Source organism: Bradyrhizobium sp. 195, assembly GCF_023101665.1.
Lineage (GTDB): Bacteria > Pseudomonadota > Alphaproteobacteria > Rhizobiales > Xanthobacteraceae > Bradyrhizobium.
Genome location: NZ_CP082161.1, coordinates 7,581,920 through 7,607,886, shown reverse-complemented (window position 1 = coordinate 7,607,886; position 25,967 = coordinate 7,581,920). Strand labels below are relative to the sequence as shown.

The following is a 25,967-nucleotide window of genomic DNA, read 5'->3' as shown; positions in this document are numbered from 1 at the left end:
GCGGTGTCGTAACTATGCTATCGCATGGCGACAGGCTCGACGCACCGGCAGACGCTGCCACCGCATCTCGATTGGGAGACCTGCGATCGCGCGCGGCTGGCACGCGTTCGCGCCTTCGACGGCCTGTTCTTTTCTGGCGTTCGCTCGACGCGTATCTATTGCCGGCCGGTCTGTCCGGTCCGTCCCGCCCGCTCGGAGAACGTGACCTTCTATGCGACTGCGGCTGCCGCCGAGCGGGCCGGCTTTCGCCCGTGCCTGCGTTGCCGGCCTGAAACAGCGCCGGGTTCTCCCGCCTGGATGGGAACGGCCACCACCGTTGCGCGCGGCATGCGCCTCATCCATGACGGCTTTCTGGATCGGGCGTCGATGACGGAGCTTGCGGAAGCCCTTGGCGTCGGGCCGCGTCATCTGCTGCGCCTGTTTATGCGCCACGCCGGCGCGAGCCCCAGCGAGATCGCGGCAACCCGACGCGTGCAGGAAGCCAAGCGTCTGATCGACCAGACCGACATGACGTTGGCGGAGATTGCGTTTGCGGCCGGCTTCGGCAGCGTTCGGCGGTTCAATGATGCCTTTGCCGCGACTTACAAGAGGGCGCCGTCAACGTTCCGTCGTCGGCGATAGCCGACGCGCCGCCAATCACCCGATCTGCTTCTCGCCGTGCCGCTCCGACAGCGTGAAGATCTCGACGCCCGTTGCCGTCACGCCGACGGAGTGCTCGAACTGCGCCGACAGCGAGCGGTCGCGCGTCACGGCGGTCCAGCCGTCGGAGAGGATCTTCACGTGCGGCTTGCCCAGATTGATCATCGGCTCGATGGTGAAGAACATGCCGGGCTTGAGCTGCACGCCTTCGCCGGGGCGGCCGATGTGGATGATGTTCGGCTCGTCGTGGAACATGCGCCCGAGGCCATGGCCACAGAAATCGCGCACCACGCTCATGGCCTGCGGCTCGACGAAACTCTGGATGGCGTGACCGATGTCGCCGGTGGTGGCGCCGGGCTTCACCGCGGCGATGCCGCGCATCATCGCTTCATACGTCACCTCGATCAGCCGCTCGGCCTTGCGGGCGATCGGGCCGATCGCATACATCCGGCTGGAATCGCCGTACCAGCCGTCAACGATGAAGGTGACGTCGATATTGACGATGTCGCCCTCCTTCAGCGGCCGGTCGCCGGGCATGCCGTGGCAGACCACGTGGTTGAGCGAGGTGCAGGTCGAATAGCGATAGCCGCGATACATCAGCGTCGCCGGATAGGCGTTGTTGCTGAACGCGAAGTCGCGGACGAACTCGTCGATGCGCGAGGTCGGCACGCCCGGTCCGACGATGTCGGTGAGCTCGTCGAGGCACTTGGCCACCAGCGCGCCCGCCTTGCGCATGCCGGCAAAGGCGGCCGGCCCATGCAGCTTGATCTGTCCGGTTTTGCGCAGCGAGGTATCGGTGGCTTCGACGTAGCTCATGCGTGTCAGGTCTTTTCGGGCTGAATTCGATTTCGGCGGAAAGGCTTGATTTCAGGCCCTAATTTAATGATTGCGGGGCTTCATGCAAGCTAAGGCGGAGCGTTTTCGAGCGAAGTAGCTACCGGTTCGCGTGAAGAAAACGCGTCAAAACAGGAATCTTACCGGCCTCTTGCGCCCGAAAGCGGGCCTAATTCGGGACTTCTACGGTGGTTTCCACCGGCAGCGCGCCGCCGCGGATGCGGATCTCGCGGACGGGATAGGGAACCCGGATGCCCTCGTGCTTGAAGGCGTCCCACAGCCCCAGCATCACGTCGCTCTTGACCTTGTCCATGCCGTCGGGATCGGCGATCCAGAAGGTCAGCGAGAATTTCATCCCGGCTTCGGCGAATTCGGTCAGGATGCAGCTCGGCGGCTTGCCCTTCTGCGCGCGCGGATGGGCGGCGGCGGTCTCCGCGGCGAGCGTGCAGACCAGGCGGGGATCGGCGTCGTAATTGGTGCCGAAGGCGATCTTCACCAGCGTGTTCTTGTCGGTATAGGTCCAGTTGACGACCTTTTGCGTCACCAGATCCTCGTTCGGCACCAGGAACTCGCGGCCGTCGCCGGCGGCGACGGAAATGTAACGCGTCTTCATCGCGCTGATGCGACCGGTATTGTCGCCGATGGTGACGAGGTCGCCGGGCTTCACCGACTTGTCGGCGAGCAGGATGATGCCCGAGATGAAGTTGGCGACGATCTTCTGCAGGCCGATACCGATGCCGACGCCGACCGCGCCGGAGAACACCGCGAGCGCCGAAAGATCGATGCCGACCGCTCCGAGCGCGATCACGATCGCGACGGCAAGCAGCCCGATGCGGATGATCTTGACCAGCAACACCTGCACCGATGGCGTCAGATCGGTGGTCGCGTTGATCCGGCTCTCGGCGAAATTGCTCGCGATGTTGGTCGCCCACAGCGCGATGAGAAGGAGCGCACCTGCCTTGAGCACCAGCAGTGGGGTCAGCCTGAGGCCGCCGAGCACAATCGCGTAGGAATCGAGCAGGTCGACTGTCGTATCGAGCTGGCCGAGGATCGAGAGCGCTGCGAGAAACCACGCCGTGATCGACACCAGCTTGACGATGAAGGCATTGCGCAGCACCGAGGTCACGAGGCGGATTGCGAGCCAAGCCAGTCCGAGCTTGGCGGCGACCATCAGGAGATAGGAGCGGCTCGGCCAGGTCGCGTGGTACATCACCACGCGGGAGATGATCACGAACAGGGTGAACACCGCCGTCGAGGCGCTGGAGACCATCACCCGGGCGAAGTGCCGGAGCGGCAGCGGCCAGCGCATCGCCAGCGAGGTCATGTCGATCCGGTTGCGGACGGCGGCTTCCGCGGCATAGGCGATGCCGGCCGCGGCCAGGATCAGACCGAACTGCAGGTAGAACCAGGGCGAGGAGATCTCCGCCCCGACGCTGCGCGCGGTGGTCTGCACGAACTCCATGAAGTCCTTGAGGTCCATGTCCATCGGTCTCGTCGGCAAGCGGGGAGGAATTGATTCGAGGGAGCCGCAGAATCCCACAAAGGGCGCGGCCGGGCCATCGATACACCGGCATGTGATGTACGTTAAGGCCGTAAAATACGGGCAGATTGCCGCGAGCGGGAGAAAATGGGTTGGCGCAGGAGAGTGCCGACGATAAGGATGAAATTCCAGCGATTTGTACCCGGAAGGTGGATGGCCTCCCTCGACTCCGTTAGCCTCGCCATATTGCTCGGCGCCGTCCTCGTCATGGCCGGCATCCTCTCCAGCCTGCTTGCGCTGCGCTTCGGCGCACCCTTGCTGCTCGTCTTCCTTTTGATTGGCATGCTTGCGGGCGATTCCGGCCCTGGCCAGCTCCAGTTCGACGACGTCCGCACCACCTATCTGGTCGGCTCTGTGGCGCTGGCCCTGATCCTGTTCGACGGCGGCCTGAAGACGCGCTTTGCCAGCATCCGCACCGTGCTCGCGCCGTCCGTGGTGCTCGCGACCGTCGGTGTGCTCCTGACCGCGCTGATCACGGCGCCGTTCGCCAAATATGCGCTCGACCTCAACTGGACGGAGTCGCTGCTGGTCGGCGCCGTCGTGGCCTCGACGGACGCCGCCGCCGTGTTCCTGCTGGTGCACACCCAGGGCCTGCGCCTGCGCCCGCGCGTCGGTGCGACGCTGGAGGCCGAATCCGGCACCAACGATCCTTTCGCGATCTTCCTTACCCTGATGCTGGTCGAATACATCTCGCTGGGATCGAGCTCCGCAGGCCATGTGGCGATGGAATTCATCCAGGAGGCGGTGCTGGGCGCCGTCGTCGGCGTCTTCGGCGGACGGCTTGTCGTCATCGCGCTCAACCAGGTGGCGTTGCCGCAGGGCCTGCATGCGCCGTTCGTGACCACGGCCGCGCTCGTGATCTTCGGCGGCTCGCAGATCATGCACGCCTCGGGCTTCCTCGCGGTCTATCTCGCCGGCATCATCATCGGCAACCGGCCGACCCGCGCGCACAATTCAGTGGTGGCCTTTCTCGACGCGGCGACCTGGTTGGCGCAAATCGTGATGTTCGTGCTGCTGGGCCTGCTGGTGTCGCCGAGCCGGCTCGGCGCCAGCGTCCTGCCGGCGGTCGGGGTCGCCTTCGTGCTGATGCTGGTGGCGCGGCCGATCGCGGTATTCGCGTGCCTGGCGCCGTTCCGCTTCAACTGGCGCGAAAAGATCTTCATCGCCTGGACCGGCCTGCGCGGCGCCGTCGCGATTTTCCTGGCCTCGATCCCGATGCTGGTCGGCCTGTCCAAGGCCTATCTCTATTTCGACGTCGCCTTCGTCGTCGTCATCATCTCGCTGTTGCTGCAGGGCTGGACCCTGGCGCCGGCCGCGCGCAAGCTGCATGTGGCGCTGCCGCGCGCCGAACGCGGGCCGCGCCGCGTCGAGCTGGATCTGCCCGGCCAGCTCGAGCAGCAGCTGGTCGGCTATCCGGTGCGGCCAAAAAGCCTGTATTTCCGCCGCGGCCTGATCCCGTCCTGGTCCAAGCCGACGCTGGTGATCCGCAACGAGAACATCCTGACGCCGACGGAAGCCGAGCCGATCGCGCCCGGCGATTACATCTATCTGCTGGCGCCGCCGGAAAAGGCCGAGTCGCTCGACCGCTTCTTCGTCGACATGCAGCCGAGCTCGGCGCCGGATCCGCATCTGCTCGGCGACTTCATGGTCTCCGGCGAGCACACGCTCGCCGAGCTCGCCGAGATCTACGGCGTGAAGGTGAGCGACGACGAGAGCAAGCTCACACTCGCCGATTATTTCGACGTCCATCTCGACCGCGCGCCGAAGGAGGGCGCTGAGATCGCGTTGGACGAGATCGTGCTCGTCGCGCGCTCGATCTCCGGCGGCCGCGTCAGCGTCGTCGGCCTGCGCCTGCCCGAAGAGGACGAGACGCCCGCGCCGCTGACCCGCGCGCAGGCGCTGCGGCGCAAGCTTGCGGAGGTATGGACGTCGGTGGCGGGGGTTTAGTATTTCCTCGTCATTGCGAGGAGCTCTTGCGACGAAGCAATCCAGGCTGCCGCTGCGGAGGGATTCTGGATTGCTTCGCTGCGCTCGCAATGACGGCGGAGAGAGCTGTGCCGGGCTACGTCACGCCAGCACCTTCACCCCGCCAAAGCTCGTCACCCGGCCCTGCTTCAGCATCACGATCTGCGTCGCGAGCTGGCGCAGCTCGGCGGCGTCGTGGCTGACATAAACCATCGGCACATTGGCCTCGTCGCGCAGCCGCGCCAGATAAGGCAGGATCTCGAGCTTGCGCCCCTCGTCGAGCGCGCCGAGAGGCTCGTCGAGCAGCAAGAGGCGCGGCTTCGACAGCAGCGCGCGACCGAGCGCGACGCGCTGCCGCTCGCCGCCGGAGAGCTTTCCGGGGCGGCGACCCTGCAGCGCGCCGAGATCGAGCAGGTCGATGACGCGCTTGTGCTGGGCAGGATCGGGCGCCAGGCGGTTCATCTGCCGGCCGTAGTCGAGATTCTGCGCGACGTTGAGATGCGGAAACAGCCGCGCGTCCTGAAAGACATAACCGATGCGGCGGCGCCAGGTCGGGACGTGGACGCCGGCCGCGGTGTCGTCGACGGTTTCGCCGTCGATCACGATGCTGCCGCGGTCGGGCCGCAGCAGCCCTGCGATCATGTTGACCAGCGACGTCTTGCCGGCGCCGGAGGCGCCAAACAGGCCGATGACGCGGCCTTCGCCGATGAAGGTCGCGGACAGCGAGAACTCGCCGAGCTGTTTTTCGATGTCGACCCGCAGCATGATCAGTTCCCGTGCAATCGCGCGGTGGCGCGGCGGGCGAACCATTCGGCCGCGATCAGCGCGCCCAGCGCGAGCACGATCGAGACGATCACGAGCCGGCCCGCGGCTGCGTCGCCGTCCGGTGTCTGGATCAGCGAGTAGATCGCGGACGAAATCGTCTGGGTCTCGCCGGGAATGTTGGAGACGAAGGTGATGGTGGCGCCGAACTCGCCGATCGCCTTGGCAAAGCCGAGCACCATGCCGGCGAGCACACCGGGTAGCGCCAGCGGCAGCGTCACCGTGAAGAACACTTTCCAGGGGGCGGCGCCGAGCGTCTCGGCGGCCTGCTCGAGCCGGCGGTCGATCGCCTCGATCGACAGCCGCATCGGCCGCACCAGCAGCGGGAACGACATCAAGCCGCAGGCAAGCGCCGCGCCGGTCCAGCGGAAGGCGAAGACGATGCCGAGCGTGTCGGCGAGGAAGCCGCCGACGAGGCCGCGCCGGCCGAACGTCAACAACAGCAGATAGCCGGTGACGACAGGCGGCAGCACCAGCGGCAGATGCACGACGGCATCGAGCACCGACTTGCCCCAGAAATCACGCCGCGCCAGCAGCCACGCGAGCGCGATGCCGAATGGCGTCGCCACCAGCGTTGCGATGATCGCGACCCTGAGCGAGAGCAGGATCGCGGTCCATTCGGCGGGAGAAATCTCGGACATCAAGCCGGAGATATCACGTCGTGGGGCTGATCAGGAACCTGAAGCCGTATTTTTCCAAGATGGTCTTGGCGGCCGAGGAGCGCAGGAAGGCGAGATAATCCTTGGCCTCGCCTTTCGCGGTCGTGGTCGCGGCGACGGGATAGATGATCGCGGGATGCGAATCCGCCGGGAAGGTGCCGACGATCTTGACGCCGGGCTCGACCTTGGCGTCGGTGGCATAGACGATGCCGAGATTGGCCTCGCCGCGCGCCACCAGCGTCAGCGCCGCGCGTACGCTCTCGGCCATGGCGAATTTCGGCTCGGTGGCCTGCCATGCCCCGAGCTTTTCGAGTGCCGCCTTGGCATACTTGCCCACCGGCACCGACTTGACGTCCCCGGTCGCGATCCTGCCGTCGCCGGCAAGCTTGGCGAGGTCAAAACCTTGCGCGATGGTGACGTCGTCGACTTTGGAATCCTTCGGCGCGATCAGCACGATGCTGTTGCCGAGCAGATTGACTCGGGAAGACTCGTTGATGGTCTTCCTGGCTGTCGCGTAGTCCATCCAGTCGGTGTCGGCCGAGACGAACACGTCGGCCGGCGCGCCCTGCTCGATCTGCCTCGCCAGCACCGAGCTGGCGGCATAGCTGACCGAGAACTTGACGCCGGTCTTGGCGGTGTAGGCAGCGTCGACCTCGTCGAGCGCGTTCTTCATCGACGCCGCGGCAAACACAGTGATGGTCTTGTCCTCGGCAGCAGCAGGCGAAAGGCTCGCGCTTGCGAGGACGACGAAGGCGGTGACAAGTTCGGCAATACGATTCATGGAGAGCGCTCCCTGCGAGGTCGCGCGTCCAGGATGCACGCGCAGCTCTAGCGTTGGTGGGTCAGGTTGCGACGGGCGGAAGCGCTGTTCCACGGGCCCGGCTGCGGCTTACGGCCGGCAGGGATATCGCTGCCGGCGAAGATAGCAGGCCGGGCCGCGAGGTCAAACCTGGGTCGTCGTCCCGGACAAGCGAAGCTCTGGGCAACGCGTAGCGTTGTCCTGAGCGGAGCGCCGATCCGGGACCCATAGCCCCAGGCGGGCGTGGTTACGGGGATTCGGAGTGGCCTGCTCGCACAACGATTTCTTCCCGTGGTTATGGATTCCCGCCTTCGCGGGGACGACGGCGGTGGGGTGGCGACAGTGTGCCAACAACACGCTACGGCTTCGCATCCGCCGCATGCAGCACCGCCTTGCAGGCCGCCGGCATCTGCGCCAGCGTCATCGGCGGCTTCGGTTTTGGCGGCTCCGGCGGCGGCTTGGGGTGCAGTACCGCGTCGGAGAACCAATAGGAGAGGTCGGCGGGCTTGCAGCCTTCGTCCTCGGATTGCGACGGCTGACCCTCGCATTCCCCGGCGCCAGCCGGGCAATGCATGCGGATGTGGAAGTGGTAGTCGTGGCCCCACCATGGGCGGATCTTCGACAGCCACGCGCGGTCGCCCTTGGCCTCGCGGCACAGCGCCTTCTTGATCGCGGCATTGACGAAGATGCGCTGCACCGCCGGCTCCCGCGCCGCATCGCGCAGCACCAGCACATGGCCTGATGTGAACACTTTTGGATCGATGTCGAGCCGGTCGGGGCGCACCATCATCACCGCCGACATGTCCTCGCGCTCCTCGCGCGAGAGGCGGCGGTCTGGCATCGGCGTCAGCCAGATGTCGGCATCGAGGCCGATCTGATGGCTGGCATGGCCTGACAGCGCCGGGCCGCCCCGCGGCTGGGCAATATCGCCGACCAGGATGCCCGGCCATCCCGCGTTCTTGTGCGCCCTGGCCGCGAGCCGCTTGATCAGCGCGATCATCTCGGGGTGACCGTAGCTGCGATTGCGCGACAGCCGCATCACCTGCCAATGGTCGCCGTTGACCGGCATCTGATCCGCGCCGCCGATGCAGCCCTTGGTGTAGGAGCCGATGACATGGGCCGACCCCTTCGACGGCAGCAGCTTTCGCGCGAACAGCTCCTTGGCGGCGAGCTCCGGGTCGTTGGGATTGGCGAGCGGCGGCAGCGGCTTCGGCGTGACGCTGCCCTTGTCCTGGGCCAGCGCGCCGCCGGCGGCCAGGAGCGTCATGACAAGCAGGAGAGGGGCGATGTGGCGGGGACTCATGCGCAGCCCTTATAACCCAACGCCGCGTCGGGGTTAAGAATGAGGCTTTCGCCCAGCCGCAATCTCACGGCGTCTTGACAGCCGTTGCCTCAGCGTAAAGCTGCGCCCGGGATGACGATCCTCATGTCCAATGAGTCGTCCGAAAGTCGTCGTCTTGTCGCGAGCCAGCCCGATCCTTAACAGTGCGATAACCGTATCCTGCATTGACTAAAATTCGTGCGCGGAACGATGCCCGTTTCGATCCCGTGTGCAATCGGACGCGCGGGCGGAATTGATTCATGGAGAGGGCATGTTTTTGCGCCATCTCTCTCCCCGATTGCGACGAGGCCACCGGGTCTGGCGCGCCATCCGGCCCGCTTGCGCCGCGCGAACAGGCACGAGAGCCGGGCTCTCGGTATTCGCAAGGGGCGGCCCCGGCGGGCGCGGTCACCCAAGATTACCTTTCTTTCAGACACTTGCCCCAAAACTTGCGCCCACTGGGCGCGATTGGGACGAGTGAAGTTGGGTTTGGGCTCTCGAAAAACAAGGAAACGAAACGGAAGCGCGCGTGCCCGCGCCGGCCGATTGCCACGCAAGCCGCGCTTGGCGCGCGCGTCGCGAACCCGTTCGGACCGCGACGAAGTCCTGCGCAGCCGCGCCGAGGCGGAAGCCGCGATCGCGGAAGCGCGCAAATCCCATGAGCGCCTGCGCCAGGCCATCGACATCCTGCCGCAGGGCATCGTGTTTCTCGATGCCGACGGCCGCTACGTGCTTTGGAACAAGAAGTACGCCGAGATCTACCGCAAGACCGCCGATCTGTTCGAAGAAGGCGCACGTCTCGAAGACACGCTGCGCATCGGCGTCGCACGCGGTGATTATCCCGAAGCCATCGGCCACGAAGAGGAGTGGATCGCCGAGCGGCTGCAAAAGCTCTATCAACCCGCCGCGCGCCACGAGCAGCAGCTGTCGGACGGCCGCGTCATCCTGATCGAGGAGCGCTTGACCGACGACGGCGGCGTCGTCGGCCTGCGCGTCGACATCACCGAATTGAAGCAGCGCGAGGCCTCGTTCCGCCTGCTGTTCGACGGCAATCCCGTTCCCATGATCGTGTGCGCGCTGGACGACGAGCGCATCCTCGGCGTCAACGACGCCGCGGTTGCGCATTACGGCTACAGCCGCGCCGAGTTCGAGCGCCTGAAGATCCGCTCCTTGCAGGCTTTTGACAGCGAGCCGCCCTGGACCGCCGATCCCACCGGCGAGGAGCAGGCAGGCCGTACCTGGAAGCACGTCAAGGCCGACGGAGCGCTGATCGACCTTGCGATCTATTCGCGCGAACTGACCTATGCCGAGCGGCCGGCGGTGCTGCTCGCGCTGATGGACATCACCGAGCGCAAGCGCGCGGAGGCGCGGCTTGCCTTCATGGCCCAACATGACGGGCTGACCGGCCTGCCCAACCGCAATCTGCTGCGCCAGCAGGTGGACGAGATGCTGCTGCACACGCGGCGCAGCACCGACAAGGTCGCGCTGCTCATCCTCGGGCTCGACAGTTTCAAGTCGGTCAACGACACGCTGGGACACGCGGTCGGCGACACACTGCTCCGCGGCGTCGCCAAGCGGCTGCGCTCCACCTTGCGCGAGGAAGATGCGCTGGCGCGGCTCAATTCCGACGAGTTCGCGATCGTGCAAAGCGGTCTGGCGCGGCCCGAAGACGCGGTGATGCTGGCCAAGCGTCTCCTGGAAGCCATCGCCGATCCCTATCTGCTCGACGGCCATTCCGTGGTGATCGGCGCCTCCATCGGCATCGCGATGGCGCCTGGCGACGGCGATGAATCCGAAAAGTTGCTCAAGAGCGCCGACATGGCGCTGTCACGGGCCAAGCTCGACGCGCGCGGCAGCTTCGCCTTCTTCGAGGCCGCGCTGGATGCAAAAGCGCAGAGCCGCCGCAAGATCGAGGTCGAGCTGCGCGACGCCATCCAGAACGACGTGCTGCGCCCCTATTACCAGCCGCTGATCGACCTCCAGAGCGGCCGCATCACCGGGTTCGAGGCGCTGGTGCGCTGGCCGCATGCCGAGCGCGGCATGGTCTCGCCGGCCGAGTTCATTCCGGTCGCTGAGGACACCGGCCTGATCAATCCGCTCGGCGGCTTGATGCTGCGCCGGGCCTGCCTGGATGCCGCAGCCTGGCCGGACGACGTCCGCGTCGCCGTCAACCTGTCGCCGTTGCAGTTCCGCAGCGGCAATCTGCTCTCGATCGTCACCGACGCCTTGAAGCATTCCGGCCTGTCGCCGCGGCGGCTCGAGCTCGAGATCACCGAGACGCTGCTTTTGGAAAAGAGCGCGCAGGTGCTGGCGAGCCTGCATGCGCTGCGCGCGCTGGGCGTGCGCATCTCGATGGACGACTTCGGCACCGGCTATTCCAGCCTCAGCTATTTGCGCAGCTTCCCCTTCGACAAGATCAAGATCGACCAGTCCTTCGTGCGCGATCTCGGCGCCAACCGTGAGGCCCAGGCGATCATCCGCTCCATCGTCAGCCTCGGCAAAGGCCTGGGCGTCACCATCACCGCCGAAGGCGTGGAGACCGAAGCCGAACTCAGCTGCCTCCGCACCGAGGGCTGCGACGAAGGCCAGGGCTTTCTGTTCAGCAAGGCCCGGCCGAATGCCGAGATCATCAGCCTGCTCGCTGCCCAGCGCGGGATTGACGGCGAGGATGCGGCACTGGTGGCGTGAGCATCGCTCCTTCGGAGCCACTTCTTCGCGTTTCGCAAGTATCTCCCTAATGTAAGGGAAGCGCGGCTCTCTACGATAACCTCTCCCGCTTGCGGGAGAGGTCGCGCCGAAGGCGCGGGTGAGGGCTTTCTCCTCTAGGGGATTGTCCCGTTGCGGAGACACCCTCTCCCCAACCCTCCCCCGCAAGCGGGGGAGGGAGCGCACCGTCAGCGTGGAAGCGATCAACCCCCCGCCAAAATCGCCTTCCCCACATCCTCATAATGCGTATCGCGCGCCTGGATCTGCTGGGCGATCGCATGCATGTCGCGAAACCGCCGCTCGAACGGGTTGCTGCGGAACACCGCGGTCGCGCCGGCCATGTGATAGGCCGTGTCGACCACCCCGGTCGATTGCTGGATCGTCCATGTCGCAGCCAGGCGGACCGCGCTGCGATGCGCCGCGCTGAATTCGCCGGTCGCGCAGAGGTCGCGCCACATCGCATGCGCGGTCGCGTAGAGGTAGGCGCGCGCGGCGCGCAAATCCCCCTCGGTGCGGCCGATCAGGCCCTGCACCGCTCCATTGTCGCGCATTGCGCCGGCGGCGAGCGACTGTTGCTTTCCACGTGCCAGCGCAATGGCGGCATCCAGCGTGGCGCGCGCCACGCCGAGCGAGACCGCGGCAAAGCCGAGGCTGAAGGCCGAGCCGGTGCCGATCTTGTAGAGCGGGCCCTTCTCCTGCAACGCCGATGGCACGTCGCGGAACGCCGTAAAACGCTCGGGGATGAAGAGGTCGCTTACCTCGTACGAATCCGTGCCGGTGCCGGCGAGCCCGATCGCCTGCCAGACGTCGTGCAGCACCGCGCGCGCGGCCGGAAACAGGATGGTGCGCACCTCCGGCGAGCCATCGGCGTTCGTCCGCGGCGTGCCGTTGACGATGCGCACATGCGCCCCGAGCCAGCTCGCCTGCCGCGACCCTGAAGCAAAATCCCAGCGCGCGGTGACGCGATAGCCGCCGTCGACGCTGCGGGCCTCATGCGCGATCGCGCCCCAGGCGAGAATGCCGGGCGGCGTGTTGAAGATCTCTTGGGCGGTATCGTGGTCGAGCGAGGCCGCGATCATCGCGCAGACGCTGCACTGGCCGAGGCACCAGGCGGTCGAGGCGTCCGCCTTCGCGATCTCCTCCAGCATCTGCATGAAGCTCTCGATCGGGGCTTCCGCGCCGCCGAGGCTCTGCGGCAGCAGCGCGCGATAGAGCCCGTTGTCGATCAGCGCGGCGACGACGACAGGCGTCAGCCGCCGCGTCCGCTCGATCTCGTCGGCTTCGCGCGCGATCAACGGCGCAATGGCGCGGGCACGTTCGACCAGATCGAAGCCTTGATCGAAGTCCTGCGATCTGTTCATGCGCCACCCCGTCAGACTGCAGCGCGGCCAAGATCGAGCGATTGCCTGCGTCTGGTCGGGAAGCTCAGCGCCACCACGACGGCGGCGAGCCCGATCGCGAAGGAGCCGGCGTGCAGCCACGTGTATTGCTGGAAATTGTCAAACACGAGCCCGCCGGCCCACGGACCGAGCGCCATGCCGAGGCTGGCGAAGGCTGAGACCGCGCCGAACACGGTGCCCATGATGCGCGCGCCGAAGAATTCGCGGACCAGCACCGCGTAGAGCGGCATCACGCCGCCATAGGCGAGGCCGAACACGACCGAGAGCGCGTAGAACTCGCCGAGCTGGGCCACCGCAAGATAAGTCGCGATGCACATCGCCTGCACGAACAGGCCGCCGACCAGCACGGGCTTTGCACCGATGCGATCGGCGAGCGTGCCCAGCAGCAGGCGCCCGCCGAGGCCTGAGACGCCAGCGACGCTGTAGACCGTCACCGCCGTGAGCGGAGCGATGCCGCACACCATCGCATAGGACACCATGTGGAAGATCGGGCCGGAATGCGCGGCGCAGCAGGCAAAATGCGCCGCCGCGAGCGCGATGAATTGCGGCGTGCGCAGCGCCTGCGCCGCGGTCAGCTCCACGTTCGGTGCGGCGTCTGCATTCGTGTTGCCTGCGGCTGCCGGCGCCGGACGCACCAGGAAGCAGGCGGGGATCAGCAGCACCCACGCGGCAATGCCGATCACCAACATCGCGGTGCGCCAGTCATAGGCGGTGATCAGCCAGCTCGCGGTCGGCGCGATCGTCACCGGCGACACGCCCATGCCGGCCGAGACCAGAGCGACTGCAAGGCTGCGGTTCTTCTCGATCCAGGCGCTCGCGAGCGCCATCATGGGTGCATAGAAGCTGCCGGCGGCAACGCCGATCAATACGCCGAAGAAGAGCTGGAATTGCCACAAGGTAGTTGCCTGGCTCGCGGTGACGAGGCCGAGCCCCAGCAAAAGACTTCCCGCAAGCACCACGATGCGGGTGCCAAACCGATCCGACAGCGTGCCCCAGAGGAACGCGGCAACGCCCATGCAGAGAAAATCCAGCGTCGCCGCCGCCGATACGCCGGCGCGTGACCAGCCCATCGCTTCCGAGATCGGCTGCAGGAACACCGCCAACGACAGCATCGTGCCGAACCCGACGCAAGTCATCAGCGCACCCGCGGCGACAACGACCCAGCCATAGTCGAAGCTTGATGGCTTGCTCATGCGTTTCCTCAGCGCTTTTGGTTTTTTTGGTGGGGCGCAGCGGGGATGGTGGCTTATCTGCCGGCTGAGGGCAAGGTTGGGTGTTGCACGCGTTTGCGTGAGAGTGCGAGAGGCGATATGGATTCCGGGTTCTTGCTTCGCGAGCCCCGGAATGACGGTGTGCCACACGCTGCGATGATGGCATTATGCCCCTGTTTTGCCCAGCGAGTCAAAGTGGATTCGTAAAAATCGAAAATCTCAATAGCATCAAGCCCCCGTCTACTGTGCATGGGGTTGTTTTTCGAGATTTTAGTTGGTCCGGTCGCAAAACGCGCGGGCTGGATCTGATCCCGCCACGAAATCGGCTGTCCTCATCGTCATGGCCGGGCTTGACCCGGCCATCCATGCCTTCCCGGGCCTCAAAAACGCAAATGCCCGGGACGAGCCCGGGCATGACGGCAGTTGAGCCAATCCAGGAAGCGTCGCCTCAGCTGTCCACCTTCAGCGCGGCAATGAAGGCTTCCTGCGGGATGTCGACCTTGCCGAACTGCCGCATCTTCTTCTTGCCTTCCTTCTGCTTCTCCAGAAGCTTGCGCTTACGCGTGATGTCGCCGCCGTAGCATTTTGCGGTGACGTCCTTGCGCAGTGCGCGGACCGTCTCGCGGGCGATCACCTTGCCGCCGATCGCCGCCTGGATCGGGATCTGGAACATGTGCGGCGGGATCAGCTCCTTCATCTTCTCGACCATGGCGCGGCCGCGGCCCTCCGCACGGGTGCGGTGGACCAGCATCGAGAGCGCGTCGACCGGCTCGTTGTTGACGAGGATCTGCATCTTGACGAGATCGGCCGGCTTGTAGTCGGTCAGATGATAATCGAACGAGGCATAGCCCTTGGAAACCGATTTCAGGCGGTCGTAGAAGTCGAACACCACCTCGTTGAGCGGCAGATCGTATTTCACCATCGCGCGGGCGCCGACATAGGTCAGCTCCTTCTGCGAGCCGCGGCGGTCCTGGCACAGCTTCAGCACGCTGCCGAGATATTCGTCGGGGGTGAGGATCGTCGCCTCGATCCAGGGCTCCTGGATCTCTGCGATCTTGACCACGTCGGGCATGTCGACCGGATTGTGGATCTCGATCTCGGTGCCGTCGGTGAGCTTCATCTTGTAGATGACGCTCGGCGCGGTCGCGATCAAATTGAGATCGAACTCGCGCGACAGCCGCTCCTGGATGATCTCGAGGTGCAGCAATCCGAGGAAGCCGCAGCGGAAGCCGAAGCCGAGCGCGGCGGAGGTCTCCATCTCGAAGGAGAAGCTGGCGTCGTTGAGGCGCAGCTTGCCCATGGCGCCGCGCAGCGTTTCGAAATCGTCGGCGTCGACCGGGAACAGGCCGCAGAACACCACGGGGATGGCGGGCTTGAAGCCCGGCAGCATCTCCGTCACCGGCTTCCTGTCGTCGGTGATGGTGTCGCCGACGCGGGTGTCGGCGACTTCCTTGATCGCGGCGGTGATGAAGCCGATCTCGCCCGGGCCGAGCTCGTCGACCTGTGTCATCTTCGGCGTGAAGAAGCCGACGCGCTCGACGTCGTAGGCGGCGCCCGTGCCCATCATGCGCACGCGGCTGCCCTTCTTCATGACGCCGTCGACGACACGGATCAGCACGACGACGCCGAGATAGACGTCGTACCAGCTGTCGACCAGCAGCGCCTTCAGCGTCGCATTGCGGTCGCCCTTCGGCGGCGGCAGGCGGGTGACGATGGCCTCCAGCACGTCGGGAACGCCGAGGCCGGTCTTGGCCGAGATCATCACCGCGTCGGAGGCGTCGATGCCGATGACGTCCTCGATCTGCTGCTTGATCTTGTCGGGCTCGGCGGCGGGAAGGTCGACCTTGTTCAGGACCGGGACGATCTCGTGATTGTTGTCGAGCGCCTGATAGACATTGGCGAGCGTCTGCGCCTCGACGCCCTGGCTGGCGTCGACCACCAGCAGGGAACCTTCGCAGGCCGCCAGCGACCGCGAGACTTCGTAGGCGAAGTCGACATGGCCGGGCGTGTCCATCAGGTTGAAGATGTAGTCCTTGCCGTCCTTGGCGCGGTAGGCGAGGCGCACGGTCTGCGCCTTGATGGTGATGCCGCGCTCGCGCTCGATGTCCATGGAATCGAGCACCTGCTCCTTGCCCGCCATCTCGCGGTCGGAGAGGCCGCCGGTCATCTGGATCAGGCGGTCGGCCAGCGTCGATTTGCCATGGTCGATATGGGCGACGATGGAGAAATTGCGGATGTTGGAAATGGGGGCGGTCGTCATGGGCGCGGGATACCACTCACATCCCCGTGCGGCAACCATATTGCTGTATTTTCAGGGCCTTTGTTCACGCCAAGCTGATTCCACCGCGGACGAAAACGCGCTAGGCAACGGCCATGTCCACGACCTCGATCCCCTCTGCCCGAACGCGCGCGAAAACCCGCCTGAGCTTTGACCGTTTCCGGGCCTGGCTGGTTGCCTGCGCGGTCCGCCCTGAGGCGAGATTGTGGCTGGTGATCCAGCTCGCCATCCTGCATGCGGTGCTCTGGACCTTCATCCTGATCAATCTCAAGGCCGCGCAGGACGTTCACATGGACGTCGCGGAAGCCTATGGTTGGGGCCAGAAATTCCTCTGGGGCTACGGCAAGCACCCGCCGCTGTCGGGCTGGGTCGCCGGCCTCTGGTTCACAATGTTCCCGGCGGCGGACTGGGCGACCTATGCGCTGGCGATGGCGACCGTCGCCGTCGGCATGGTGATCTGCTGGCTCGTCGCGCTGCGCGTGGTGGATGCGCGCCGCGCGTTCCTGGTCGTGGTGATGATCGCGCTCTACCCGATCTTCAATTTCAAGGGGTTCAAGTACAACCCGGACCTGTTGCAGCTCGTCACCTTGCCGCTGCTCGTGCTCGCTTATCTCAACGCCTTCGAGAAGCGGAGCTGGCAATCCGGAGTCCTGCTCGGGCTTGCCGGCGCGCTGGCGTTGATGACCAAATATTGGGTGCTGACCATGATCGGCGCCATCGGCCTTGCCGCGCTGATCCATCCCGAGCGGCTGAAATTCCTGCTCTCGCCGGCGCCATGGGTCGCGATCGTGACGATCGTGCTGGCGATGATCCCGCACATCGTCTGGCTGGCGGAGGCGCATTTCGTGCCGCTGACCTATGCTGGCGACACCTACAGCCTGCAGGACGCGAGCCAGGTGCACCAGCTCGTCGCCGGCTACGGACTGCACAATCTGGGGCTGCTCGCATTGCCGGTGGCGCTGGCCGGGCTCGCGATGGCGCTGGTGCCGCCCTGGTTCACACTGCTGCTGCGCGCGCCCTTGCGCATCGTCACGCGCGCCTGGGCCCGCGGCGCCAATTCGGGCGTCAATTTTTCTCAGGCGCTGAACGTGTGGGCGATCCAGATCATCGTCGCGTTCGGCCCGCCGCTCGGTGCGCTCGTCTTCAGCATCTACATGAAGACCGATTGGGGCATCTCGCTGTTCTTCCTGGTGCCCTTGGCGCTGGTCGCGATCCCCGCATTGCGCGTGCAGGGCGCGAGCCTGTTCAACATCGCCGTGATCTGGCTCGTGCTCAGCGCCGCGACGCTCATGGCCTCGCCCTGGATTGCCGCGCGCGAGATGGCGGCCAATGCCGGCAACACCGCGACCTATGGCGCGCGCTCGGATCTCGCGCGCGAATTGACCCAGGCCTGGCACGCCCGCTTCGCCTCGCGCTGGGCGGTCGTCGCGGGGACGATGGAAACGATCCAGCCGATGGTGTTCTACAGCCCCGATCATCCGAGTCCGTATACACCGAACGAAGCCTGGGCTTCCGGGCTGACCTCGCTCGACGACGTCAAGAGATACGGTTTCATCGGCGTGTTCGATCCGACCGACGGCCGGCTCCCCGCGTTCGAAAAGTGGATCTCGGACGTCGCGCCGAACGCCGAGCGCATGGTGATGACCACGCGCCGCTTCACCCACGGCAAGGCCGGCCCGGCGATGAGCTGGAACGTCTACATCGCGCCGCCGGCGAAGTAGGAGGCGCCGTAGGGTGGGCAAAGCGAAGCGTGCCCACCACCTCCAACCGAACGAGAAAGATCGTGGGCACGGCGCAAGCGCGCCTTTGCCCACCCTACGGCACTGCGCGTAGCGAGAGCCGCCTAAACCCCTTCCTCGTTGAACTTGCTTTCAACGAGCTCGGTGATCGCCGCGAGCGCGGCTTCGGCGTCGGTGCCGGTGGCGGCCACCGTGATCGTCGTGCCCGGCCCCGCGGCGAGCATCATCAGGCCCATGATCGAGGTGCCGCCGACGGTCTCGCCGCCGCGCGTCACCCACACCTGCGCGTCGAAGCGCTCGACCGCCTGGACGAATTTCGCCGAGGCGCGCGCATGCAGGCCGCGCTTGTTGATGATCAGGAGGTCCTTGGAGATCGCGCCCGCGGGCACGCCTGTCCCCGCTTGTGGCGCCTCCTCGCTCATTTGCCGGCGAGCACGCGGCTGGCGATGGTGACGTATTTGCGGCCTGCTTCCTGGGCCATGGCGATCGCGTCGGGCAACGGACGCTCCTCGCGCACCTTGGCGAGCTTCACCAGCATCGGAAGGTTGATGCCCGCGAGCACCTCGACCTTGGGCCGGCTCATGCAGGATATTGCGAGGTTCGACGGCGTGCCGCCGAACATGTCGGTGAGGATCGCAACGCCGTCGCCGGAATCGACGCGGTTAACCGCCTCGATGATGTCGCTTCGACAGAGATCGGAATCATCCTCGGCACCGATCGTGATCGCTTCGATTTGCTTTTGTGGCCCCATGACATGTTCAAGCGCTGCCTTGAATTCGTCGGCAAGGCGCCCGTGGGTCACAAGTACTAGACCAATCATCGGAAAACTCCTCGCGGGCGCTTTTGGTGCACCGCACGAACGCGCCACTTTGACCATCCAGAGCCCCCGCGCAAGAGGGGATGTTGCGTATCTCCCTGAATCTATACGGATGTATGAGGGGAGCTGCGCCGGTCTATTCGGTCGCGATAGTGGGGTTCATATGGTTACCATTTCCCTTCAAACAATCGGCGGAAGGGTTACGGAAGATGAACTCTTGGTAGTGGTCAAGGCCGCGACAACCAGGGGGAGCGGTGAATAGTCGCGGCTAACAGGGATTCGCGGTATTTCGACACCGAAAATGCTTGTTTTTAGGGATTCTGCCGGCGGCAGGCGTTCCGCGTCGGCCGCGTCCAGATCGACCACGAGACCGACGGTTGCATGCTCCATGAAGTCGCAGCGGCGGATCCCCAGGCCCCGGACCTCAATCAGGCCCGCCAGGCGAGGCGTCGGGCGGACCTCAATTTCATCGCCGACTGTCGCCAGATGGACACGGTCGTCCCCGACCAGAACGGCCGTTTCGACCACTCCAGTGCGGCCCGCCATGATCAAATCAAAGGCAAGGCGCGACTTGCCGGAGCCCGAAGGCCCGCGGATCAGCACCGCCAGCTGCCCGACCTTGACCGCGGAGGCGTGAACGCTGGGCCCGCCTTTCGAGCTGCCGTCGTTCGAGCTGCCCTGGCTCATAGCGCCGGCAGCCTCACGACGAAGCGCGCGCCTGATACCGTCGGAACGCCTTCGTCATCCGGTGGCCCTGCGCGGTTCTCGGCCCAGATGCGTCCGCCATGCGCGTCGATGATCTGCTTGGAGATCGACAGGCCAAGGCCGGAGTTCTGGCCAAAGCCCTGATGCGGGCGATCGGTGTAGAAGCGCTCGAAGATGCGCTCCAGCGCGTCGTCACGGATGCCGGGGCCGTCATCGTCGACCACGATCTCGATCTCTCCGCGGACACGGCGGCAGGTGAGGCGCACCTTGCTGCCGCGTTCGGAGAACGATTGCGCGTTGGAGAGCAGGTTGGAGACCACTTGCCCGAGCCGTGAATCGTGGCCGGTCACGGCGAGCGTGTCGGACGCGCTGCGGCCTTCGAAGCGCGTCTCGACCGCGACGTCGTGGCCGAGCTTGGTTTCATTGGCGACGGACACCAGCGTCGTCAGCAGGCGGCGCAGGTCGACCGGGATTGCGTCCTGGCGCTGCAATTCGGCGTCGAGCCGGCTGGCATCGGAGATGTCGGAGATGAGGCGGTCGAGCCGCTTGACGTCGTGCTCGATCACCTCGAGCAGGCGCGCGCGGCTGTTCTCGTTGCGCGCCAGCGGCAGCGTCTCGACCGCCGAGCGCAGCGAGGTCAGCGGGTTCTTCAGTTCATGCGCGACGTCGGCGGCGAACATCTCGATCGCCTCGATGCGGCTGTACAGTGCGCTGGTCATGTCGCGCAGCGCGCCGGAGAGGTGACCGATCTCGTCGCGGCGGCGGGTGAAATCGGGGATCTCGATGCGGGCCTTGATGCGGCGGCGGACGCGCTCGGCGCTGTCGGCAAGCCGGCGCACGGGACCTGCGATCGTGCTCGCGAGCAGCAGCGACAGCATGATCATGACCGCGGCCGCGACGCCGCCGACCTTCAGGATGGCGAGGCGCTCGGCGGTGACCATCTGGTCGATGTCGTCGCCCTGCGTCGAGAGCATCAAGGCGCCGCGGATGGCGCGCGAGCGCAGCACGGGGACCGCGACCGAGACGATCACCTCGCCGCGCGCATTGACCCGCACCATCGAGCGTTTCTGGCCCTGGAGCGCGTCGCCGACCTCCGCATAGCCGTTGCCGTTCTCAGGGCCGAGCTCGCGGTAGAGCGGCAGGTCGCCGCGATTGAGCCAAGTGCGCACCGCGACCATGCCGCGCTCGACGATGCCGGGTTTCTCGGCCGGCGGCGGCAAATTGTAGCGCAGCACGTTTTCGAGGTTGCGGCTGTCGACCAGCAGGCTGCCGTTCGGATCGTAGATGCGGGCGCGCGTCTTGGTCGGCGAGATCAGCGTGCGCAGCACCGGCGCCACGCGCTCCGGATTGATCGGGAAGTCCAGCGGCGAATATTCGTCCGGGCCGCCATAGGTCTCGCCCGGCTTGAGGTCGAGCAGCCGGTCGGGGTCGATGGTGATGGCGTTGGTCTGCACCGTGGCGGAGGCCGCGATCGCGCCGGCGATGATCTCGGCCTGTACCAACAGGCTCTGCGCCCGCGCGTCGATCAGGCCGGCGCGGAACTGCGACAGGTACAGGATGCTCGCGACCAGCGCGACGAGGCCGGCGAGGTTGAGCGAGACGATGCGGCGGGTCAGGCTGGAGAAGGACAGCGCGAAGAAGAATTGCCCGGCGCGCTTCAGCCAGTTCAGCGGCCGAAAGCCCTGCGGCTTGTCTTCGGCAAATTGCTCCGGAACGCCGTCGGACGTGACATCCCCGGCGCTCTGGTTTGGATCAGGCTGCGTTCGGTCCAGCAATGCTTACGCCCGCGTTAGGACGGCTCGTTCGAGAAGGCCCCCGCATTCTAGAGCATGATCCGGAAAAGTGTGCAGCGGTTTTCCGAACGGATCATGCTCAAGAAATAAACCAAAGCGCGATGACGATTCCCATCCATCGCGCCTTGGAGCGATCCCGGTCCCGATGGAATCAGAACCGGTGATGCTGCGTGAGCCTCAGGCTTCCTTGAAGCGGTAGCCGACGCCGTAGAGCGTCTCGATCATCTCGAACTCGTTGTCGACCACCTTGAACTTCTTGCGCAGCCGCTTGATGTGGCTGTCGATGGTGCGGTCGTCGACATAGACCTGGTCGTCATAGGCGGCGTCCATCAGCGCGTTGCGGCTCTTCACCACGCCGGGCCGGGTCGCGAGCGCCTGCAGGATCAGGAATTCGGTGACGGTTAGCGTCACCGGCTCGTTCTTCCAGGTGCAGGTATGCCGTTCCGGATCCATGCGCAGAAGGCCGCGGTCGAGCGCCTTGGCGTCGTTCTCCTTCGGCGCGACGGTTGGGTCCTTCGGCGCCGAGCGGCGCAGCACCGCCTTGACGCGCTCGACCAAAAGGCGCTGCGAGAACGGTTTGCGGATGAAATCGTCGGCACCCATCTTGAGGCCGAACAGTTCGTCGATCTCTTCGTCCTTGGAGGTCAGGAAGATCACCGGCAGGTCCGACTTCTGCCTGAGACGGCGCAGCGTCTCCATGCCGTCCATGCGCGGCATCTTGATGTCGAGGATGGCGAGATCGGGCTGGGTGGTGCGGAAACCGTCCAGCGCGGAGGCGCCGTCGGTGTAAGTCATGATTCGGTAGCCTTCGGCTTCCAGCGCGATCGAGACGGATGTGAGAATGTTGCGGTCGTCGTCGACCAAAGCGATTGTGGGCATGAGCCTCTGCTTTCTGCTTTCCGTTTGGGTCGTGGCTTGAAACGGCGAGCAATCCACTGATGCGCCGCATACATGGGTGCCGAAGTCGGCATTCGAACCTTGTCACCGAGCAATGCAAGCTGGGCTGAAGTGTGACCAAGTTCCACGAAACACGGCAGATTCGCCGCATGTCGACCCATAACCAGGCCCCCGTTTACCCGAAAAAAGGCCCCCCTTGCAACCACCTGAGCCGAGAAAGCCGATGCAACCGACCCCTGATTTCGCCCCCGGAACGCTCGCCAAATCCCTGCTGCGCCGGTCGCGGCAGGGGGCGCTGGCAACCCTCATGGCCGGCAGTGGCGATCCCTACTGTTCCCTGGTCAATCTGGCCAGCCATCCCGACGGCTCACCGATCCTGCTGATCTCGGGCCTTGCCGTGCATACCCGCAATGTTCTTGCCGATAGCAGGGTCTCGCTGATGCTGGACGAGCGGGCGGCGGGCGATCCGCTGGAAGGCGCCCGGATCATGCTGTCCGGCCGGGCGGAACAGGCGGATGCCGAGAAGGATCTGCTCCAGCGACGGTATCTCAATGCGCATCCGTCGGCAGAAGGCTTTGTTTCATTTAAGGATTTCTCCTTCTACCGGATCCGCCTCACGGGAACTCATCTGGTCGCCGGCTTCGGCCGGATCGTCGATCTCACGCCCGCGCAGTTCCTCACGGATCTCGCCGGCGCCGAGGACCTCTTGGCAGCGGAGGAGGGGGCAGTCGCGCATATGAACGCCGACCATCGCGAGGCCTTGGGCCTCTATGCGACAAAGCTGCTGGGCGCGGCCGAAGGCGATTGGCGCTGCACCGGCTGCGATCCGGAAGGTCTCGACATGCAGGACGGCCAGACCGCGCTTCGGCTGGATTTCCCGGAGCGGGTGACGGACGGCACGTCGCTGCGCAAGATGCTGGTTCGTCTCGCTGGCGAAGCGCGCATGAAGGTGGACCAGAACGCAACAATTTGAACGCCGCGACCCATCGCTGCGACCCAAGACGGTAGATCCTGAGGCTCGCAGCGAGAGGGTTCATGACGCGTCGTCGTTTGGCATTGGCTGCGGGTCTGGCGCTCGCGATCAATGCGTCGTTTGCCGTGCCCGGTCTTGCTCAGAAGGGCGATCTGTCGGCGCAGAGCGCGCGCATCGCTGCGCTCCGGAGCGTGGGCAAATATTCGGAGGCGCTGCCGCTGGCGCAGGCCATGGTGGCCTCGCTCGAAAAGACCAGCAACAACCGCGACCTCGCCGCGGCGCTCAATAATCTCGCGCAGATCTACGCCGACCAGGGCCACGACGATCAGGCCGAGCCGCTCTACAAGCGTGCCATCGCGCTGATGGAGAAGGGGGCCGGTCAGGGCAGCGTCGAGATCGCGCCGCTCCTCAACAATCTTGCCGCGCTCTATCAGCGGCAGAGCCGCTTCACCGAGGCCGAGCCGCTGTTCAAGCGCGCGCTTGCCGTTCGCGAGCAGGCGCTATCGCGCGAGCATCCGGACGTCGGCCAGTCCCTCAACAATCTCGCCACGCATTATGTGAAGCAGGAGCATTTTGCCGACGCCGAGCCGCTGTTCCAGCGGGCGCTGGCGATCTATCAGAAGGCCGCCGGGCCCGAGCATCCCGCGGTCGCCACCGTCCTGAACAACATCGGCCAGGTCGATCGCGACCTCAACCGCGATGTGGATGCCGAGGCGCCGATCAAGCGATCGCTCGCCATCCGCGAAAAGGTGCTAGGACCGGATCATCCCGATGTGGCGCGCTCGCTGAACAATCTCGCCGGGCTCTACGAGCACCAGCAGCGCTATGCAGAGGCCGAGCCGCTCTATCGCCGCGCCCTGTCGATCCGTGAGCGTGCGCTCGGACCCGATCATCCCGATGTCGCGACCTCGACCAGCAATCTCGCTTATTTCCTGCAGGTGTCGGGCCGCACCGCCGACGCCTTGCCGTTCGCGCAGGCAACGCTTGCCGGCAATCGCGCGCAGCTGCGTGTCGTGCTGCCGGTTCTGTTCGCTGCGCGGCAGCAGGCGCTGCTGGCGAGCGACAAGGCGCTCGATGACGCGCTCGGCGCGATCCAGCGCGGCACGCAATCTTCCGCCGCCTCCGCCGTGAACAAGCTCGCGGTGCGGCTTGGCGCCGGCAGCGACCGGCTCGCCGAGCTGGTGCGCCGGGATCAGGATCTCGCGGCCGAGGCCGAGGCGCTCGACAAGGCGATCATCGCCGCGGTGTCGAAGCAATCGGCCCAGCGAGACCGCGCAACCGAGCAACGCAGCCGCGCGCGGATTGCGGCGATCGTGAGCGAGCGCAGCGGACTGCAGAAGACTCTCGCCGTCGAGTTTCCTGACTATTCCTCGCTCTCCAACCCGCTGCCGCTGGCGGTGAAGGATATCCAGCCGCTGTTGTCGGCCGACGAGGCGATGGTGATTTATTCCGTCGTCGACAAGCAGAGCTATGTCATCGCGATCACGCGCGAGGGCGTCGAATGGAAGGAGATTCCGCTCGGCGCGGACGCGATGGCACGGAAGGTGGCGGCCTTCCGCAAGGGGCTGGATGTCGGCAAGGCGCGTGACGCCTCCGGCAAATCGGGGCTGTTCGATCTTGCGCTCGCGAACGAGCTCTATGTCGCGCTGCTCGGCCCGGTCGAGGCGCTGACGAAGGACAAGCGCAACCTGCTGGTGGTGCCATCGGCTGCGCTGACTGCGTTGCCGTTTCATCTGCTGGTGACGGAGACGCCGCAGGCTGCGATCCCGGACAGGCTCGAGGGCTATCGCGAGGCCGCCTGGCTGCTCCGGCGTCAGGCCGTCTCGGTGCTGCCCTCGGTGATCAGCCTGAAATCGTTGCGGGCCTTCGCGCGCAGGGATCAAGGCGTAAAACCGATGACCGGCTTCGGCGATCCCGTCTTCAACCCCGCAGCCGAAGGACCGGCCGATCGTCGCGCGGCAAGCGGCAAGGTCGCCGCGCGCAGCATCGCGACGAGCGCCTATACCGATTTCTGGCGCGGCGCCGGCGTCGACCGCGCGCGACTGGCGCAGGCGCTGCCGCAATTGCCTGATACCGCCGACGAGCTGAACGCGGTGGCGAAGGACGTCGGCGCCTCTGATGCCGACATCCATCTCGGCCGCGATGCCAGCGAAACGACCCTGAAGCGTGCAGCGCTTGCTCAATACGGCATCATCTACTTTGCCACCCATGGGCTCGTTGCCGGCGACGTCAAGGGACTGGGTGAGCCCTCGCTTGCGTTGTCCATTCCCGATCAGCCGTCGGAGCTCGACGATGGTCTTTTGACCGCGAGCGAGGTGGCCCAGCTCAAGCTCAACGCCGATTGGGTGGTGCTGTCCGCCTGCAATACCATCGCCGGCGACAAGCCCGGCGCCGAGGCGCTGTCGGGATTGGCGCGTTCGTTCTTCTACGCAGGTGCCCGTGCGCTCCTGGTCTCGCATTGGGCCGTGGATTCGGAAGCCGCCACCCGCCTGACGACGTCGACTTTCGAGCTGCTCAAGAAAGAACCAAAGATCGGTCGTGCCGAAGCCTTGCGCCGCGCCATGTTGACGTTTGTCGACGACACCTCGTCGCCGCGCAACGCCTACCCCGCGATGTGGGGGCCGTTCGCACTGATTGGCGAAGGAGAGGTAAGATAAGACGACGCCACAGGGATTGTGCGTCGCAATAACCGGAAGTAACACGCGAACACGCATTTGGTTGCGCGATCATCCGTGATTTTTTGATGCAGCTGCTCAGGGCTGTCATGCGCGACGTTTGGCGCGGTCCTTGAATAAACCAAATCCTAAGGGATCAGCTTGGCAACGCCAGCGTTCATGATTATTAGGTCGTTTAGCCGAGGCCGAATGGC

General features: G+C 65.5%; 20 protein-coding genes. 6 read left to right on the top strand and 14 right to left on the bottom strand.

Annotated features, from left to right (window positions below):
- The first annotated feature begins 24 nt into the window (after window positions 1-24).
- Window positions 25-621, top strand: coding sequence for a bifunctional transcriptional activator/DNA repair enzyme AdaA (locus IVB26_RS35430; RefSeq protein WP_247969560.1), 597 nt, complete (start codon window positions 25-27; stop codon window positions 619-621).
- A gap of 15 nt (window positions 622-636) precedes the next feature.
- Here the strand turns inward: IVB26_RS35430 and map are convergent, their stop codons facing one another.
- Window positions 637-1,455 (bottom strand): type I methionyl aminopeptidase, encoded by an 819-nt coding sequence (gene map / locus IVB26_RS35425; protein ID WP_246930899.1) that lies wholly within the window; start codon window positions 1,453-1,455, stop codon window positions 637-639.
- A gap of 187 nt (window positions 1,456-1,642) precedes the next feature.
- Window positions 1,643-2,959, bottom strand: a complete 1,317-nt coding sequence (locus IVB26_RS35420) for a mechanosensitive ion channel family protein (protein ID WP_247969559.1) — start codon at window positions 2,957-2,959, stop codon at window positions 1,643-1,645.
- A gap of 207 nt (window positions 2,960-3,166) precedes the next feature.
- On the opposite strand from IVB26_RS35420, the gene IVB26_RS35415 reads away from it, so the two are divergent.
- Window positions 3,167-4,960 carry a potassium/proton antiporter gene (locus IVB26_RS35415; protein ID WP_247969558.1) on the top strand — a complete coding sequence of 598 codons (1,794 nt, stop codon included), beginning with the start codon at window positions 3,167-3,169 and terminating at the stop codon, window positions 4,958-4,960.
- A gap of 120 nt (window positions 4,961-5,080) precedes the next feature.
- On the opposite strand, the gene modC is transcribed toward IVB26_RS35415, so the two are convergent.
- From modC to mepA, 4 genes are all read right to left on the bottom strand, one after another.
- A complete protein-coding gene (gene modC, locus IVB26_RS35410) occupies window positions 5,081-5,743 on the bottom strand; it encodes a molybdenum ABC transporter ATP-binding protein (protein ID WP_247969557.1) in 663 nt (220 codons plus the stop codon).
- 2 nt (window positions 5,744-5,745) lie between these two features.
- Window positions 5,746-6,441 (bottom strand): molybdate ABC transporter permease subunit, encoded by a 696-nt coding sequence (modB, locus tag IVB26_RS35405; protein ID WP_247969556.1) that lies wholly within the window; start codon window positions 6,439-6,441, stop codon window positions 5,746-5,748.
- A 13-nt stretch (window positions 6,442-6,454) separates the two neighbouring features.
- The gene (gene modA / locus IVB26_RS35400) at window positions 6,455-7,240 is read right to left on the bottom strand and encodes a molybdate ABC transporter substrate-binding protein (RefSeq protein ID WP_247969555.1); all 786 of its coding nucleotides are present in this window, start codon (window positions 7,238-7,240) and stop codon (window positions 6,455-6,457) included.
- A gap of 376 nt (window positions 7,241-7,616) precedes the next feature.
- Window positions 7,617-8,561: a penicillin-insensitive murein endopeptidase gene (gene mepA, locus IVB26_RS35395; protein ID WP_247969554.1), complete on the bottom strand. Its 945-nt coding sequence runs from the start codon at window positions 8,559-8,561 to the stop codon at window positions 7,617-7,619.
- A gap of 582 nt (window positions 8,562-9,143) precedes the next feature.
- On the opposite strand from mepA, the gene IVB26_RS35390 reads away from it, so the two are divergent.
- Entirely contained in the window at window positions 9,144-11,267 is a 2,124-nt protein-coding gene (locus IVB26_RS35390) for a putative bifunctional diguanylate cyclase/phosphodiesterase (protein WP_247969553.1), read from the top strand.
- Window positions 11,268-11,488: 221 nt separating this feature from the next.
- On the opposite strand, the gene IVB26_RS35385 is transcribed toward IVB26_RS35390, so the two are convergent.
- The 3 genes from IVB26_RS35385 to lepA all read right to left on the bottom strand — a co-directional run bounded on the left by IVB26_RS35385 (window position 11,489) and on the right by lepA (window position 16,156).
- Window positions 11,489-12,646, bottom strand: coding sequence for an acyl-CoA dehydrogenase family protein (locus IVB26_RS35385; RefSeq protein WP_247969552.1), 1,158 nt, complete (start codon window positions 12,644-12,646; stop codon window positions 11,489-11,491).
- A gap of 11 nt (window positions 12,647-12,657) precedes the next feature.
- Entirely contained in the window at window positions 12,658-13,878 is a 1,221-nt protein-coding gene (locus IVB26_RS35380; protein ID WP_247969551.1) for an MFS transporter, read from the bottom strand.
- A gap of 466 nt (window positions 13,879-14,344) precedes the next feature.
- Window positions 14,345-16,156, bottom strand: coding sequence for a translation elongation factor 4 (gene lepA / locus IVB26_RS35375; protein ID WP_247969550.1), 1,812 nt, complete (start codon window positions 16,154-16,156; stop codon window positions 14,345-14,347).
- 113 nt (window positions 16,157-16,269) lie between these two features.
- On the opposite strand from lepA, the gene IVB26_RS35370 reads away from it, so the two are divergent.
- The gene (locus tag IVB26_RS35370; protein ID WP_247969549.1) at window positions 16,270-17,895 is read left to right on the top strand and encodes a glycosyltransferase family 39 protein; all 1,626 of its coding nucleotides are present in this window, start codon (window positions 16,270-16,272) and stop codon (window positions 17,893-17,895) included.
- A gap of 122 nt (window positions 17,896-18,017) precedes the next feature.
- On the opposite strand, the gene IVB26_RS35365 is transcribed toward IVB26_RS35370, so the two are convergent.
- The 5 genes from IVB26_RS35365 to IVB26_RS35345 form a co-directional block, all read right to left on the bottom strand.
- On the bottom strand, window positions 18,018-18,335 hold the full coding sequence (locus IVB26_RS35365; protein ID WP_247969548.1) for an HPr family phosphocarrier protein: 318 nt from the start codon (window positions 18,333-18,335) through the stop codon (window positions 18,018-18,020).
- Window positions 18,332-18,733: a PTS sugar transporter subunit IIA gene (locus tag IVB26_RS35360; RefSeq protein WP_007597752.1), complete on the bottom strand. Its 402-nt coding sequence runs from the start codon at window positions 18,731-18,733 to the stop codon at window positions 18,332-18,334. Before IVB26_RS35360 ends, IVB26_RS35365 begins: the two co-directional genes overlap by 4 nt.
- A 177-nt stretch (window positions 18,734-18,910) precedes the next feature.
- On the bottom strand, window positions 18,911-19,417 hold the full coding sequence (locus IVB26_RS35355; protein WP_247969547.1) for an HPr kinase/phosphorylase: 507 nt from the start codon (window positions 19,415-19,417) through the stop codon (window positions 18,911-18,913).
- Window positions 19,414-21,210, bottom strand: a complete 1,797-nt coding sequence (locus IVB26_RS35350) for a sensor histidine kinase (protein ID WP_247969546.1) — start codon at window positions 21,208-21,210, stop codon at window positions 19,414-19,416. Before IVB26_RS35350 ends, IVB26_RS35355 begins: the two co-directional genes overlap by 4 nt.
- A gap of 195 nt (window positions 21,211-21,405) precedes the next feature.
- Window positions 21,406-22,107 (bottom strand): response regulator transcription factor, encoded by a 702-nt coding sequence (locus IVB26_RS35345; protein ID WP_008542552.1) that lies wholly within the window; start codon window positions 22,105-22,107, stop codon window positions 21,406-21,408.
- Between the two features lie 241 nt (window positions 22,108-22,348).
- Between IVB26_RS35345 and IVB26_RS35340 the strand changes: the two genes are divergently transcribed.
- Both IVB26_RS35340 and IVB26_RS35335 read left to right on the top strand, forming a co-directional pair.
- Window positions 22,349-23,098, top strand: a complete 750-nt coding sequence (locus IVB26_RS35340; RefSeq protein ID WP_247969545.1) for a HugZ family pyridoxamine 5'-phosphate oxidase — start codon at window positions 22,349-22,351, stop codon at window positions 23,096-23,098.
- A gap of 62 nt (window positions 23,099-23,160) precedes the next feature.
- A complete protein-coding gene (locus IVB26_RS35335) occupies window positions 23,161-25,755 on the top strand; it encodes a CHAT domain-containing tetratricopeptide repeat protein (protein WP_247969544.1) in 2,595 nt (864 codons plus the stop codon).
- Window positions 25,756-25,967 lie beyond the last annotated feature (212 nt).